Raw genomic sequence first — 13,427 nt, forward strand, 5'->3', positions numbered from 1 at the left:
CCGCGTCCGGGCCCCGCTCCTACGGCCGCTGATTGGGCTGCTGCGGATAGCTCGTCGGCGCCGTGTGGATCGGTGAGGCACGCACGATGGTGATCACCCGGTCCGTCAGCTGCAGGGGGCTGGCCGCCGGGTCGTCGTAACCGAGCAGCCGGTGGCCGCGCAGGACGCTGACCACGAGGTCGTCGGTCTCGCGGACGTTCTTGCCCACCTCGGCCTTTATCACCGGCCGTTCGACAAGATCGAGCCCGCTGCCCTGCTGGATGAGGTCCTCCATCACCGTGCCTGCGCTGGGGCTGAGCACCGACAGGCCCAGCAGCCGTCCGGCCGCGCTCGCGCTGGTGATCACAGCGTCGGCGCCCGACTGCCGAAGCAGCGGCGCGTTCTCCTCCTCGCGGACCGCGGCCACGATCTTCGCGCCCCGGTTGAGCTGACGCGCGGTCAAGGCGACCAGCACCGCGGTGTCGTCGCGCTGGGTGGCGATGATGATCTGACGGGCCTTCTGGAGCTCGGCCCGCAACAGCACATCACTGCGCGTCGCATCACCCAACACGCCTACGAAGCCCTCCGCGTTGGCCGCCTCGATCACCTTGCCGGCCGGGTCGACGATGACGATCTGGTCCTTCTTCAGACCGGTGGCGCAGAGCGTCTGGATGGCAGAGCGGCCCTTCGTACCGAAGCCGACGACCACGGTGTGTTCACGCAAGTTGCTTCTCCAACGATTCAGCCGGAAGTCCTCGCGGGTCCGTTCCGTCAGGACCTCGAGGGTGGTGCCGACCAGGATGATCAGGAAGAGCACCCGCAACGGCGTCACCAGAATCACGTTGACGAGCCGGGCCGGGTCGCTGTACGGGACGATGTCGCCGTAGCCGGTCGTCGACAGCGTCACCGTCGCGTAGTAGACGGCGTCGAGGAAGTCGACCTTCTCGTCGGCGTTGTCGTGGTAGCCGTCCCGGTCGGCCCAGACGATGAAGACCGTTATGGCCAGCACCGTGAGAGCCATTGCCAGTCGCTTGGCCACCTGTCGCAGCGGTCTGTCGACGACGCGACGGGGCAGGAGCACCCGGGTGGGGACAACATGTTCGTCCGCCCGCCTGGCCATCGCATCGTGGCCGGGAAGTTTCACGTGAAACACCCTTCCGTCCACGGCGACGCCGAGGCCCACGGTAGATCGAGGATCTCCACCTCGGTGCCGGACCGTACCCCGCCGGGTGGCACCACGGCCAGCCCGTCCGCGGCCGCGATCCCACGCAGCATGGCGGGACCGTTGTAGTGGAGGGGTACGACGCTGTCGTCGCGGTGGACCACGGGGATCAGCCGGGTGTCATACGGGTGACCGTGCACCTCTTCATGGACGGGCGCGCTGTAGCGGTCCTGGGCGGGTTGACGGGCGAGCCCCCGGAGCAGAGGCTCGGCCAGCGTCAGCAGTCCGGATACCGCCGCGAGGGGGTTGCCGGGCAGGCCGACCAGGCAGGGGCCGCCCTCGGCGAGTCGGGCCAGGAGCATCGGATGGCCTGGACGTACGGCCACCCCGTCGACCAGCAGCTCGGCCCCGATCCCGGCCAGGACCGGGTGGACATGGTCCACCGGGCCGGCGGCCGTCCCGCCCGTGGTGAGGATCAGGTCGGCATCGGAGGAGACGAGAGCCCGGCGGAGGGCGTCGGCGTCGTCACCGAGCCGCCTGGGCTCGGCAACCTCCGCACCCAGGGCGCGGAGCCAGGGGGCGAGCATGGGGCCGAGCGCGTCGCGGATCAGCCCTTCCCGTGGAAGCCCGGCCGTGAGGAGCTCGTCACCGAGGACGAAGACGTCCACGCGGGGCCGGGGCACGGCGACGAGAGCGTCGTACCCCGCGGCAGCCGCCAGCCCGAGAACGGGCGGGGTCACCACGGTCCCCACGGGCAGGAGCTCGTCGCCGGACCGGCACTCCTGGCCCCGGGGCCGGATGTCCTGGCCCTGCACCACTGCGCGGGTGGCGTGCAGCAGCCCCTTGGCCTCGTCGCAGTGCGCGTGTTCGCTGCGGATCACGGCGGTGGCCTCCGCCGGGAGGCGTGCGCCCGTGGCGATCCGCAGGGCGTGCCCGTCAGGGAGCGGCTCCGCGGATCCGCGTCCGGCGAGCAGCCCTTCCCCTTCCCGTACGGCCCAGGGGCCCGGCCCCGCGACGACCCAGCCGTCCATCGCCGAGGTGTCGAACGACGGCAGATCGGTGAGCGCGACGACGGCCTCGGCGAGGACGTGCCCGAGAGCCCGGTCCAGCGGGAGCCGGTGGGCGGCCAGGGGAGCGGCCCGGCCCAGGCGGTCGGCCAGAGCACGCGCCGCGGCCCAGTCGGTGGCCTCGGCTCTGTGGGCGTGGGAGGAAGAACCGTGGGCCGACGGGGATCCGTGATGACCAGGGGGGGTCGGGGCCGGGCCGCCCGGCTCCGCCCCTCCTGGCGAAGGGGCGTCCGGGGTCGGGCCGGTGCGCATGCCCGGCGCCGCCGGTGCCGGCGTGGAAGGCGGCTCCCCCGCTCCGGACCGGTCCGGTGCGGGCTGCGGAGTGCCTGACTGCCGGTCCGGTGCGGGCTGCGGAGTGCCTGACTGCCGGCCCGGTGCGGGCTGCGGAGTGCCTGACTGCCGGCCCACGAGGGCCAGTGCCTGCTCGACCGCCCGCTCCTCCTCGGCCGCTGCCCGCTCCTCCTCGGCCGCCCGCGCATCGCGTCCGTGCGGGGTCATGGCGTGCCGGGTTCGCTTCCCGCCGCCGTTTCCTCCTCCCACCGGAGCGCGAGGGCGGTGGCCTTGCGGGAGGCTTCGGCCACGGCTTCAGCCGCGGCCTCCGGGCTCCTGCCGCTGCTCGCCATCGCCGCCGCGTACCCCACCAGGAAGGTGGTCAGCGGCGCGGCGGGCCGGGCCACTCCGTGCGCGGCGTCCCGGGCGAGGTCCAGCAGGACGCCGGTGTCGACGTCGAGCTCGATGCCCAGTTCGTTCTTGACTGCGGTGATCCATTCGTCCAGCACGGTCCCATGCTCCCTGATCCGGGCCCTGGCGGCGGCAATGTCTTCCCAGGTGTCGCAGTCGAACGCGGCCAGCGGGCCGGCCTGGACCCGGGCCAGATCCAGTTCGGCGGTCAGCAGCCGGAGGGGGAGACCGGCCAGGCTGCCGTGTTCGGTGACGAGAAGGGCGAGTTCACGGCGGAGCGGCTCGGCCCGGTAGACCGCGACCAGCGGCTGGTCCCGGCCGTCCTGGTCGGTGCACAGGGCGCCTTCGCGGCCTCCCGGCTCCGCCGCGGACAGCAACGAGCGGACCGTCGCCTCCCCGAGGAACGGCAGATCCGCGGAGAGAACCAGCACGCTCTCCGCGGCCGTGTGCCGTACCCCGGCGCCGAGGGCCGCCAAGGGGCCGCCGCCCTCCGGCACTTCACGTGTCCAGGTGACCGGACGCACGGTGGGCCTGCGTCCGCCGACCACCACGGTGGACGCGGCGTCGGCACATGCGGCGAGCACCCGGTCGAGCAGCGCACGGCCGCCCACGCGGAGCCCTGGCTTGTCGGCCCCGCCGAGGCGCTTCGCAGCCCCTCCGGCAAGCACGATGGCGTCATACGCGGTCATGCCCACGAGTATGGGGGCCGCCCGCCGATGACGGAGCCCCCGGGGACCGAACTCACACGATGCCCGGGCCCGGGCCCGGGCCCGGGCCGTCCACCGTCCTGCTCCGCTACAACGTGCGAAGCAGGATCGCCGGCTGTTCCACACAGTCGGCGACGTAGCGCAGGAAGCCGCCGGCCGTGCCGCCGTCGCAGACCCGGTGATCGAACGTGAGCGAGAGCTGGACGACCTGGCGGACCGCCAGCTCGCCCTCGTGCACCCAGGGCTTGGGCACGATCCGGCCGACCCCGAGCATGGCCGCCTCGGGGTGGTTGATGATCGGGGTCGAACCGTCTACGCCGAACACCCCGTAGTTGTTCAGCGTGAACGTCCCTCCGGTGAGCTGCGCGGGGGTCAGCTTCCCGTCCCGGGCGGCCTCGGTCAGCCGGGCGATCTCCGCCCCGATCGACTCCGCGTTACGCGTGTGCGCGTCCCGGACCACCGGAACCACCAGGCCTCGCTCCGTCTGGGCTGCGAAGCCCAGATTGACCCCGGGCAGCCGCACGATCTCCCGGGCCTCGGCATCCACCGTGGAGTTGAGCTCGGGGAACCTCGCCAGGGCCGCCGTGCAGATGCGGGCCAGCAGCGCGAGCACCGACACCTTGGGCCCGGCGGCGTTCATCGCGGCCCGCGCCGCCATCAGCTCGGTCGCATCGGCATCGACCCAGCAGGTGGCATCGGGAATCTCACGCCGACTGCGGGAGAGCTTCTCGGCCACCGCGCCCCGGACCCCGCGCAGCGCGATCCGCTCGGCCGATGTGTCCGGTTCCGGCCGGTCGGCCGGGGCCGCGCCGGCAGAGCGTTCCTCGTCCGCGGCTCTGATCGCGCACTCCACGTCGGTACGGAGGATCAGCCCGTCCCGTCCCGTACCGATGACCTGCCGGAGATCGAGACCGTGCTGCCGCGCCAGCTTCCGGACGAGCGGGGAGATGACGGCGACGGGCCCTTGCGCATCCCCCACCGGGGGCGCCGACGTCCCGGAGGCCGACTGCTCCGCCGCCGCGAGGACCGACTCCCGGGCTGTGGCCGGGGCCTGCGCCGAGGCTGTCCGCTCAGCCGTCTGCGCCGAGACCGGAGCGGGCCGGACCCGACGTCTCCGCGCGGCCGGTGCGGCCGTGCCGTAGCCGACCAGCACATTGCCGGACGCCTCACTCCCGGCACCGTCGCCGGAGGGCCGGCCGGAAGCCTCGTGCCCGTCCACCCGTTCCATCGAGCCCACTGCCACCGTCAGCAGTGGGGCGCCGACCGGGAGCTCCGCACCCTCCTCGCCGAATCGTGCCGTCACCACGCCCCCGTAGGGGCAGGGCACCTCCACCATGGCCTTGGCCGTCTCGACCTCGACCACCGGCTGGTCGACGGCGACGACGTCGCCGACCTCCACCAGCCAGCGCACGATCTCGGCCTCGGTCAGGCCCTCGCCCAGGTCCGGGAGCTTGAATTCGAGCACCTGCGCCATCAGTTCTCGGCCTCCCACTGAAGACGGGCGACCGCGTCGAGCACCCGGTCCACGCCCGGCAGATGGTGCCGCTCCTGCATCGGCGGCGGATAGGGGATGTCGAACCCGGCGACGCGCAGGACAGGCGCCTCAAGGTGGTGGAAGCACTGCTCGGTGATCCGTGCCGCGATCTCACCGCCCGGCCCGCCGAACCCGGACGACTCGTGGACGACCACCGCACGCCCCGTGCGGCGCACCGACGCGGCCACGGTCTCGTCGTCGAAGGGAACCAGCGAGCGCAGGTCCACCACTTCGAGGTCCCATCCCTCGGCCGTGGCCGCCTCGGCGGCCTCCAGGCACACCGGGAGGGACGGGCCGTAGGTGATCAGGGTCGCGCTGCGACCGGGGCGGCGGACCACGGCCCGCCCGATCGGCTCGACCCGGGCCGGCGCGTCAGGCGACCAGTCGGCCTTGGCCCAGTAGAGCCTCTTCGGCTCCAGGAAGACCACCGGGTCGTCGGAGGCGATCGACTCCCTCAGCAGCCCGTACGCGTCGTCGACCGTGGCCGGCATGACGACGTGCAGCCCGGGGGTCGCCATGTAGTACGCCTCGGAGGAGTCGCTGTGATGCTCGACCCCACCGATCCCGCCGCCGTACGGCACGCGCACCGTGATAGGCAGAGGCATCGCGCCCCCGGTCCTGTTCCGCATCTTGGCGACATGGCTGACCAGCTGCTCGAACGCCGGATACGCGAAGGCGTCGAACTGCATCTCCACCACGGGCCGCAGCCCGTACATCGCCATGCCCACGGCCGCGCCGAGGATGCCCGCCTCGGCCAGGGGAGTGTCCGTACAGCGCTCGTCGCCGAACTCCTTCGCCAGGCCGTCGGTCACGCGGAAGACGCCACCGAGCGTGCCCACGTCCTCCCCGAGGACGTGCACCGTCGGATCCTCCGCCATCGAGTCACGCAGCGCCCTTCCGAGGGCCTGCGCCATCGTGGCCGGTCTGGCCCTGCCGGTCCGTTCACCGGCCGTGGCCGCAGCGGTGCTCATCGTCCCTCCTCCACGCCGCTCTCGTCGTGCGCACCGTCCCCGGCGTCCAGCTCGGCCCGCAGTCGCGCCGCCTGCTCCCGCAGCTGGCCGGTCTGCTCCTCGTAGACATGGGCGAACAGATCCATCGGGTCGAGCGACGGGTCGGCGTTCATCTGCTCCCGCAGCCCCTCCGCCATCCGTTCCGCCGCCTCGCGCACCGCCCCGATGGCGTCCTCGTCCAGCAGCCCCCGCCCGGTCAGCTCCCGCTCCAGAAGCCTGATCGGGTCGTGCGCGCGCCATGCCTCCACCTCGCTGTCGCCGCGGTAGCGGGTGGCGTCGTCGGCGTTCGTATGGGCGTCCATGCGATACGTGACCGCCTCGACCAGCGTCGGTCCCTCGCCCCGCCTGGCGCGGGCCACCGCCTCGCTGAGCACCTGGTGCATCGCGGCCGCGTCGTTACCGTCCACCAGGCGTCCCGGCATCCCGTAGCCCACGGCCTTGTGGGCCAGGGACGGTGCCGCGGTCTGCTTGGCCAGGGGCACGGAGATCGCGAAGCCGTTGTTCTGTACGAGGAAGACCACCGGGGCCCGCCAGACGGCGGCGAAATTGAGCGCCTCGTGGAAATCGCCCTCACTCGTCCCGCCGTCGCCGACCATCGCGAGGGCCACCACGTCGTCGCCCTTGAGGCGCGCCGCGTGCGCCAGGCCCACAGCGTGCGGCAACTGGGTGGCCAGCGGGGTGCAGAGCGGGGCGATGCGGTGCTCACGCGGGTCGTAGCCGGTGTGCCGGTCCCCGCGCAGCAGCGTCAGCGCCTCGACCGGGTCCAGGCCCCGCGCGACCGCGGCGAGCGTGTCGCGATAGCTGGGGAAGAGCCAGTCCCGGTCCTCTAGGACGAGCGCCGCAGCGATCTCGCACGCCTCCTGGCCGGTGCTCGACGGGTACACCGCGAGCCTGCCCTGCTTGGTCAGTGCGGTGGCCTGCGCGTTGTACCGGCGGCCACGCACCAGCTCGGCGTAGAGCCTCAGCAGCAGCTCGGGGTCGGCCCCGGCCGCCGCGTCCGTACCGAGCACGCGGTAGGGCTCGGGGTCCGGGAGCAGCGGCGCGGGATCGGTGAGCGGCTTCCAGGCCGGGGGCGGCGTGGGCCGGTAGGCGGCTGCGCCGGGCAGCTCCTGGACCGTCATGACAAGCACCTCCTGGCATCGAGATATATCGAGGAGTGTCGAAATCTGCAGAATGTCGGGTGTGGGCAAGGCGCGGATGTGGTGCGCCTCACCTACCGATTGTTCGGTCGCGAGGGCAATTTGGCTACAGGCGCCTTCAGCCTGTGGACAAACGGTTCTCCACAGCCTGGGATAGAGGCAGGTCGTCCACAACAGGGAGGCGCGGGCAGATGGCAGCTGAACAAATGGCCGACGGGGGCGGTACCCCGGACCGCACTCCGCCCGCCCGGCCGCTGGACTCCATCGACCGCGCGATCCTGCGCATCCTCCAGACGGACGGCCGCGCCTCGATACGGGCCGTCGCGGAGCGCGTCCACGTCTCCCGCGCCAATGCGTACGCCCGGATCAACAGGCTCGTCGAGGACGGCGTGATCCGGGGCTTCAGCGCACGGGTGAATCACGAACGGGCAGGGCAGGCCGCCTCCGCCTACATCACGCTCAAGATCGTCCAGAACTCCTGGCGCACCGTGCGCGAACAGCTCCAGGCGCTTCCAGGTGCCACCCACATCGCGCTGGTCAGCGGCGACTTCGACGTCCTGCTCCTGGTGCACACCCCGGACAACCAGGCCTTGCGCGAGCTGGTACTCACCAGGATCCAGGCCATACCCGAGGTGCTGTCCACCCGCACCCTGCTGGTGTTCGAGGAGACCGACCTGGGGCCACGCCCGGACCGCACGGCCGAGCTCAGCTGAGGACTGTCCCCGTCAGCCGGCCCGCATCCCCTCGAAGGCGAGCTGGACGACCGTGTCCGCGAGCTGCTCCGCCTCCTGGGATCCGCCGGGCTGCGGGCGGTACCACTCGACCAGCGAGTTCACCATGCCGAAGAGCAGCCGGGTCGCCAGGCGTATGTCCACGTCCGCACGCAGGTCTCCGTCCGCCACCGCGGCCTTGAGCAGCTCGGAGACCCGCTGGTCGAACTCACGCCGTCGCTCCAGGGCCCAGCGCTCCGTCTTCGTGTTGCCCCGTACGCGCAGCAGCAGCGTGACGTACGGCAGCTCCGCCATGAGCACCTCGACCGTCCGGCGCGTGACGTACTCGACCCGGGCGATCGCCCGCCCCTGGGTGGCCCCCGCCTCGTCGAGAATCCCGAACAGCCCGTCGAGCGCCCGGCTCACCGCACGCCTCAGCAGTTCCTCCTTGCCCGCCACGTGGTGGTAGATGGACGACTTGGAGATGCCCGCCGCCTTGGAGAGGTGCTCCATGGACGTGCCGTCGTAGCCGCGCTCGTTGAAGACGCGGACGGCAACGGTCAGGAGTGTCTCCGGGGTGTACGTGTCCCGCTTGGCCGTGGTCATGACCGCGATCCTCCCCCATGAGTTGTCCACAGGTTCCTTGGGGCCCCTTGTCCCGACCGATCGTTCGGTTACTCTAACTCCGTCAGCATGTCCCTGCCCGGCTCGACGAGGAGTTGGTCCGTCATGGCCGCCGAGCTTTCCCCCGAGAAGCTGTCCGAGATCCACCGCCCGACGCTCGACCAGGCCCTCGACGCGATCCGCACGCGCGCCTACTGGTCCCCGCACCCCGAGCACCCCAAGGCCTACGGCGAGGGAGGCCTTCCCGGCAGCCTCGGCGCGGCCGAGGGCAAAGCCGCGTTCGACGCCGTGCTCAACACCCGGCTGGACCTCGGCCAGCCCGGCACCGACGGCTGGACCGGCGCGGAGGTCTCGCCGTACGGTCCGGAGCTCGGCGTCGAGTATCCGCACGCCGACCCGGACATCCTGCTCCCCGCCATGAGCGCCGCGATGGGCTCCTGGCGTGCGGCGGGCCCCGAGACGCGGGCCCTGGTCTGCGTGGAGATCCTGGCCCGGATCAGCGCGCGTACGCACGAGCTGGCCCACGCCGTGATGCACACCAGCGGGCAGGCGTTCGTCATGGCCTTCCAGGCGGGCGGCCCGCACGCCCAGGACCGCGGCCTGGAGGCCGTGGCGTACGCGTATGCGGAACAGACGCGTACACCGCGCAACGCCGACTGGTCGAAGCCCCAGGGCAAGCGCGAGCCGCTGCGGCTGGACAAGTCGTACACAGCGGTGGGGCGCGGCATCTCCCTGCTGATCGGCTGCAACACGTTCCCCACGTGGAACGGCTACCCGGGCCTCTTCGCCTCGCTGGCGACCGGCAATCCCGTGCTGGTCAAGCCGCACCCGCGGGCGGTGCTGCCGCTCGCGCTCACCGTCCAGCTGGCGCGCGAGGTGCTGGCCGAGGCAGGCTTCGACCCGAATCTCGTCGCCCTGGCGACCGAGCGGCCCGGCGAGGGCATCGCCAAGACCCTGGCGGTGCGCCCCGAAATCAAGATCATCGACTACACGGGTTCCACCGCCTTCGGCGACTGGCTGGAGGCCAACGCCCGGCAGGCCCAGGTCTACACGGAGAAGGCGGGCGTCAACACGATCGTCCTCGACTCCACCGACAACTACCGGGGCATGCTCTCCAACCTGGCCTTCTCGCTCTCCCTCTACAGCGGCCAGATGTGCACCACCCCGCAGAACCTGCTCATCCCGCGCGACGGAATCACGACCGACGCGGGCGCCAAATCCTACGAGGACGTGGTGGCGGACCTCGCCGAGGCGGTGAACGGGCTGCTCGGTGACGACGCCCGGGCCAACGGACTGCTCGGCGCCCTGGTGAACCCGGACGTGAAGGCCCGGCTGGAAGGGGCCCCGGACCTGGGTGACGTGGCGCTCGCCTCGCGCCCGGTGACCAACCCCGACTTCCCCGACGCCGTGGTCCGCACGCCGGCCCTCGTAAAACTCGACGGCACGAAGCCCGACGACGGGGCTGCCTACCTCTCGGAGTGCTTCGGCCCGGTCTCGTTCGCGGTGGCCGTCGACTCGACCGGTGACGCGCTGGACCTGCTGCGCCGAACGATCCGCGAGAAGGGCGCGATGACCGTCGGCGCGTACACCACCTCCCCCGACGTGGAACGCGCGGTGGAGGATGTCTGCTTCGACGAATCGGCTCAGCTCTCGCTGAACCTCACCGGCGGCGTGTACGTCAACCAGACGGCGGCCTTCTCCGACTTCCACGGTTCGGGAGGCAACCCGGCTGCCAACGCGGCGCTCTGCGACGGCGCGTTCGTCTCCAACCGCTTCCGGGTGGTGGAGGTCCGCCGCCAGGCCTGAGGACGGATCCGGCCGACGGCATCCGGTGGAGTGCGGGCCCGCGCCGGCCCACACTCCACCGGTCCGTCACCCGTCCCGCGGATCCGGAACGTCCGCGTACCGCTGCACCCAGGCGTGCATCGCGATGGCGGCCGCCGCACCGGCGTTGATCGACCTGGTCGAACCGAACTGCGCGATCGAGCACACCATCGAGGCGTGCTTGCGTGCCTCCTCCGTCAGCCCGGGCCCTTCCTGCCCGAACAGCAGCACACACCGGCGCGGCAGCTCGGTCCGCTCCAGCGGCACGGCTCCGGGGAGGTTGTCGATCCCGATGATCGGCAGTCCCTCGGCCGCCGCCCAGGCGGTCAGGTCCGCCGTGTCCGGGTGGTGCCGCACATGCTGGTAGCGGTCGGTGACCATCGCACCTCGCCGGTTCCAGCGCCGCCGCCCCACGATGTGGATCTCCTTCGCGAGGAAGGCGTTGGCGGTGCGCACCACCGAGCCGATATTGAAGTCATGGCCCCAGTTCTCCACCGCCACATGGAAATCGTGCCGCCGCAGGTCGAGATCGGCGACGATCGCCTCCCGCGTCCAGTACCGGTAGCCGTCACCCACATTGCGCCGGTCACCTTGGGCGAGGAGTTCGGGGTCGTAGCGCTCCCCCTCCGGCCAGGGCAGCGGGTGCGGACCCACCCCGATCACGGCGCCGTACCCCTCGTCGTACTGGATCGGTTCCTCGGAGGGGCCGGGCGCGGCTGCCGCCCGGGGCTCTTCTGCACTGCCGGTCTCGCTGGTCACCCGACGAGCGTATGGCCACCGCCACCGCCGTCGCGCGCGGCCTCCTCGTCGTCCTGCCCTGCCCGCCGCTGCCCGGGGAGCCTCAACCTCCCGGCCGTCCCCGACGACAGGCGCTGCCGGCCCAGCGACACCCTGTGCCCCAGCCACACCAGGAAGACCGTCGGCAGGAAGACTGCGTCCGCGGCGATCATCGCCATGGAGAAGAAGGGCAGCCCCAGCATGACCGCGATCCCTGCGTGCTCACCGATCATGAGGACCAGCAGGACGTTCTTCACCCGCCGGTTGAACAGGGTGAACGGGAAGGCGACCTGCACGATGACCGTGACGTACGTCAGCACCATGATCAACAGGGCGCTGGACGCGATCAGCCCGGAGAGACCGGCCCACGGGGTGAAGTAGTCCAGCTTGAGCGGATAGTAGACCGCGGTGCCGTCCTGCCAGCGGGAGCCCTGGATCTTGTACCAGCCGGCGGTCGCGTAGATCAGACACACCTCGGCCATGATCACGAGAAGTGCGGCGTTGTGCGCGAGGTTGGCCAGGACGTCGAGGAGGGCACGCAGCTCATGGTCCGGCGCGCGACGGTTCAGAGCCCACCAGGTGCCGTTGCCCAGCCACAGCACCCACAGGAGGGACGGCAGCCACCATGTGCCGCCGAATCCTCCCATGAAGGTCGCCGGCAGGAGGACGCAGCCGAGGACCGCCCACAGGACCGGCCCCGCGACATCACGCGCCGGCGGGCCGCCCTCCGCGAGACGTGAGGCGTCCCGCGACGCACGGCGCGCGTCCAGGGACCACACCCGCGCGCAGCGGGTCAGCATCAGGTAGACGGCCAGCAGATGGATGACGTTGTCGCCGCCGTCGCCCATGAAGATGCTGCGGTTCTGGAGGGAGAGCACCCCGGCCATGAACAGGACGGACATGGCGCGGGTCCGCCAGCCGGCCATCAGGAGCGCGGCCGACACCAGCGTGAGCCCGTACACGGTCTCGAACCAGACCGTGGAGTCCGACCACATCAGGGCGGTGAAGGCGTCGTTGTTGGCGATGAGCCGGCGCGCCATGCCCCAGCTCCACGGACCGTCGGGACCGTACATCTCGTTACGGTGGGGCAGCTCGCGCAGGAGGAACAGCAGGCAGGTGGCGGAGACGCCGATCCGGACGACGGCGCTCTGGTAGGCACCGAGGGGGGCGGCCGTGACGCGCTGGACGGCGCGGGCGAGCGCAGGGCCGACAGCCCCGGCGCCCGTACCGACGGGGGCGGGGGCGCTCACTGCTCCGCCTTTCCGGCCTGCGAGGCCTCATCCACCGTGGCAGCCCCGGAGAGGTCGGACGGGGTGACGGTCCACCACGGGAGTTCCGTGTACTCCGGCCGGGTGTTGATCTTCTCGTCGCTCCAAGCCGGGGCAGCGACGGAACGTACGGCGGACCTCACCTGGATGCGCTCGACCGTGCCGCCGTAGCCGTGGTCGGCGAGACGCAGCATGACGATGCGGCGGATGTAGCGCTCGGACAGCTCGCCGCGCAAGCCGTTGGGCCGGTGCTCGCTGTCGTGGGATCCGGAGTAGAAGTCCCAGGCACGGCGCAGTTCGTTCTGGTTGATGTGGCTGGGGAGGAGGTTGCCGCGTATCGCCTCGCCGTCCTCGCCCGAGAGATCCATCCAGCGCGTGACCTTGCTCCCGTCAGCGCCGTCGTCGGCCACCTCGGCGCGTACGTGCACGGAGATGTTCTGCTGGAGCGGGTTGGGTGCGAACAGCTTCCAGTTCTGCTCGAACTCGGGGTAGACCCAGTCGTCGACCACCTTGCCGTGCTGCTTCGTCAGTGTGTTGGACGGCGCGACATGCAGAAAGATCATGGCTATGTGTGTGCAGGCCAGCAGCCCGAGGCCGGACAGCGCCAGCACCGCGACGACCTGGTACGGAAGCGAGAGCGCTGCCATCCCGCCGCCCGGCCGGCGTCCGGCCGGCCCGGGCTCGGGTCCTCCGGTGCCTGGCCCGGGCTCGGCGGCGGGCTCCGGCGACGGCACGGCGGCAACCGGGTCCGGGTCCAAGGCCGGGTCCGGGTCCGGGTCCGGGGGGATGGCTGCCCCGGCGTCCGGTATTCCGGCAGGTGCGGCCTCCGCCTCCTGATCCGCTGACCGGCGGTTCTTCACGCCGGGCCAGGCGAGCTTCTTCTCGTTACCGGTGCGCCCACCGTGGTCCGCATCCATCTCGCCCCGATCACCGTCGATCACCACT

General features: G+C 71.6%; 12 protein-coding genes. 2 read left to right on the plus strand and 10 right to left on the minus strand.

Annotated elements, in window-relative coordinates; translation table 11 throughout:
• Positions 1–19 precede the first annotated feature (19 nt).
• The 6 genes from ACIQM3_RS25540 to pdhA all read right to left on the minus strand — a co-directional run bounded on the left by ACIQM3_RS25540 (position 20) and on the right by pdhA (position 7,261).
• Positions 20–1,162 carry a potassium channel family protein gene (locus ACIQM3_RS25540; protein ID WP_393756420.1) on the minus strand — a complete coding sequence of 381 codons (1,143 nt, stop codon included), beginning with the start codon at positions 1,160–1,162 and terminating at the stop codon, positions 20–22.
• Positions 1,120–2,706 carry a molybdopterin molybdotransferase MoeA gene (locus tag ACIQM3_RS25545; RefSeq protein ID WP_401627895.1) on the minus strand — a complete coding sequence of 529 codons (1,587 nt, stop codon included), beginning with the start codon at positions 2,704–2,706 and terminating at the stop codon, positions 1,120–1,122. The genes ACIQM3_RS25540 and ACIQM3_RS25545 overlap by 43 nt, the downstream gene beginning before the upstream one ends.
• Positions 2,703–3,578, minus strand: coding sequence for an NTP transferase domain-containing protein (locus ACIQM3_RS25550; protein WP_401627897.1), 876 nt, complete (start codon positions 3,576–3,578; stop codon positions 2,703–2,705). The genes ACIQM3_RS25545 and ACIQM3_RS25550 overlap by 4 nt, the downstream gene beginning before the upstream one ends.
• 106 nt (positions 3,579–3,684) lie before the next feature.
• Complete coding sequence (locus tag ACIQM3_RS25555; protein ID WP_401627899.1) at positions 3,685–5,070, minus strand: dihydrolipoamide acetyltransferase family protein; 1,386 nt, start codon at positions 5,068–5,070, stop codon at positions 3,685–3,687.
• On the minus strand, positions 5,070–6,101 hold the full coding sequence (locus ACIQM3_RS25560) for an alpha-ketoacid dehydrogenase subunit beta (RefSeq protein WP_401627901.1): 1,032 nt from the start codon (positions 6,099–6,101) through the stop codon (positions 5,070–5,072). The genes ACIQM3_RS25555 and ACIQM3_RS25560 overlap by 1 nt, the downstream gene beginning before the upstream one ends.
• The gene (gene pdhA, locus ACIQM3_RS25565; RefSeq protein ID WP_401627903.1) at positions 6,098–7,261 is read right to left on the minus strand and encodes a pyruvate dehydrogenase (acetyl-transferring) E1 component subunit alpha; all 1,164 of its coding nucleotides are present in this window, start codon (positions 7,259–7,261) and stop codon (positions 6,098–6,100) included. Before pdhA ends, ACIQM3_RS25560 begins: the two co-directional genes overlap by 4 nt.
• A 209-nt stretch (positions 7,262–7,470) precedes the next feature.
• Between pdhA and ACIQM3_RS25570 the strand changes: the two genes are divergently transcribed.
• Positions 7,471–7,992 (plus strand): Lrp/AsnC family transcriptional regulator, encoded by a 522-nt coding sequence (locus tag ACIQM3_RS25570; RefSeq protein WP_401520935.1) that lies wholly within the window; start codon positions 7,471–7,473, stop codon positions 7,990–7,992.
• A gap of 12 nt (positions 7,993–8,004) precedes the next feature.
• On the opposite strand, the gene ACIQM3_RS25575 is transcribed toward ACIQM3_RS25570, so the two are convergent.
• A complete protein-coding gene (locus ACIQM3_RS25575) occupies positions 8,005–8,595 on the minus strand; it encodes a TetR/AcrR family transcriptional regulator (protein ID WP_401627905.1) in 591 nt (196 codons plus the stop codon).
• A gap of 123 nt (positions 8,596–8,718) precedes the next feature.
• Here ACIQM3_RS25575 and paaN point away from each other — a divergent pair, with 123 nt between their 5' ends.
• The gene (paaN, locus tag ACIQM3_RS25580; protein ID WP_401627907.1) at positions 8,719–10,419 is read left to right on the plus strand and encodes a phenylacetic acid degradation protein PaaN; all 1,701 of its coding nucleotides are present in this window, start codon (positions 8,719–8,721) and stop codon (positions 10,417–10,419) included.
• Between the two features lie 66 nt (positions 10,420–10,485).
• On the opposite strand, the gene ACIQM3_RS25585 is transcribed toward paaN, so the two are convergent.
• The 3 genes from ACIQM3_RS25585 to ACIQM3_RS25595 are packed head-to-tail and all read right to left on the minus strand — an operon-like array spanning position 10,486 to position 13,426.
• The gene (locus tag ACIQM3_RS25585) at positions 10,486–11,196 is read right to left on the minus strand and encodes a TrmH family RNA methyltransferase (RefSeq protein WP_401627909.1); all 711 of its coding nucleotides are present in this window, start codon (positions 11,194–11,196) and stop codon (positions 10,486–10,488) included.
• Positions 11,193–12,464: an HTTM domain-containing protein gene (locus ACIQM3_RS25590; RefSeq protein WP_401627910.1), complete on the minus strand. Its 1,272-nt coding sequence runs from the start codon at positions 12,462–12,464 to the stop codon at positions 11,193–11,195. Before ACIQM3_RS25590 ends, ACIQM3_RS25585 begins: the two co-directional genes overlap by 4 nt.
• The gene (locus ACIQM3_RS25595; protein WP_401627912.1) at positions 12,461–13,426 is read right to left on the minus strand and encodes a DUF5819 family protein; all 966 of its coding nucleotides are present in this window, start codon (positions 13,424–13,426) and stop codon (positions 12,461–12,463) included. The genes ACIQM3_RS25590 and ACIQM3_RS25595 overlap by 4 nt, the downstream gene beginning before the upstream one ends.
• Position 13,427: the final 1 nt, after the last annotated feature.

The sequence above is a fragment of the Streptomyces sp. NPDC091271 genome (assembly GCF_044757505.1).
Lineage (GTDB): Bacteria > Actinomycetota > Actinomycetes > Streptomycetales > Streptomycetaceae > Streptomyces.

Coding starts and splice junctions, on each gene's coding strand:
- ACIQM3_RS25545 (WP_401627895.1), bottom strand. CDS start 2,706: ATGACCCCGCACGGACGCGATGCGCGGGCGGCCGAGGAGGAGCGGGCA.
- ACIQM3_RS25550 (WP_401627897.1), bottom strand. CDS start 3,578: ATGACCGCGTATGACGCCATCGTGCTTGCCGGAGGGGCTGCGAAGCGC.
- ACIQM3_RS25555 (WP_401627899.1), bottom strand. CDS start 5,070: ATGGCGCAGGTGCTCGAATTCAAGCTCCCGGACCTGGGCGAGGGCCTG.
- ACIQM3_RS25560 (WP_401627901.1), bottom strand. CDS start 6,101: ATGAGCACCGCTGCGGCCACGGCCGGTGAACGGACCGGCAGGGCCAGA.
- pdhA (WP_401627903.1), bottom strand. CDS start 7,261: ATGACGGTCCAGGAGCTGCCCGGCGCAGCCGCCTACCGGCCCACGCCG.
- ACIQM3_RS25570 (WP_401520935.1), top strand. CDS start 7,471: ATGGCAGCTGAACAAATGGCCGACGGGGGCGGTACCCCGGACCGCACT.
- ACIQM3_RS25575 (WP_401627905.1), bottom strand. CDS start 8,595: ATGACCACGGCCAAGCGGGACACGTACACCCCGGAGACACTCCTGACC.
- paaN (WP_401627907.1), top strand. CDS start 8,719: ATGGCCGCCGAGCTTTCCCCCGAGAAGCTGTCCGAGATCCACCGCCCG.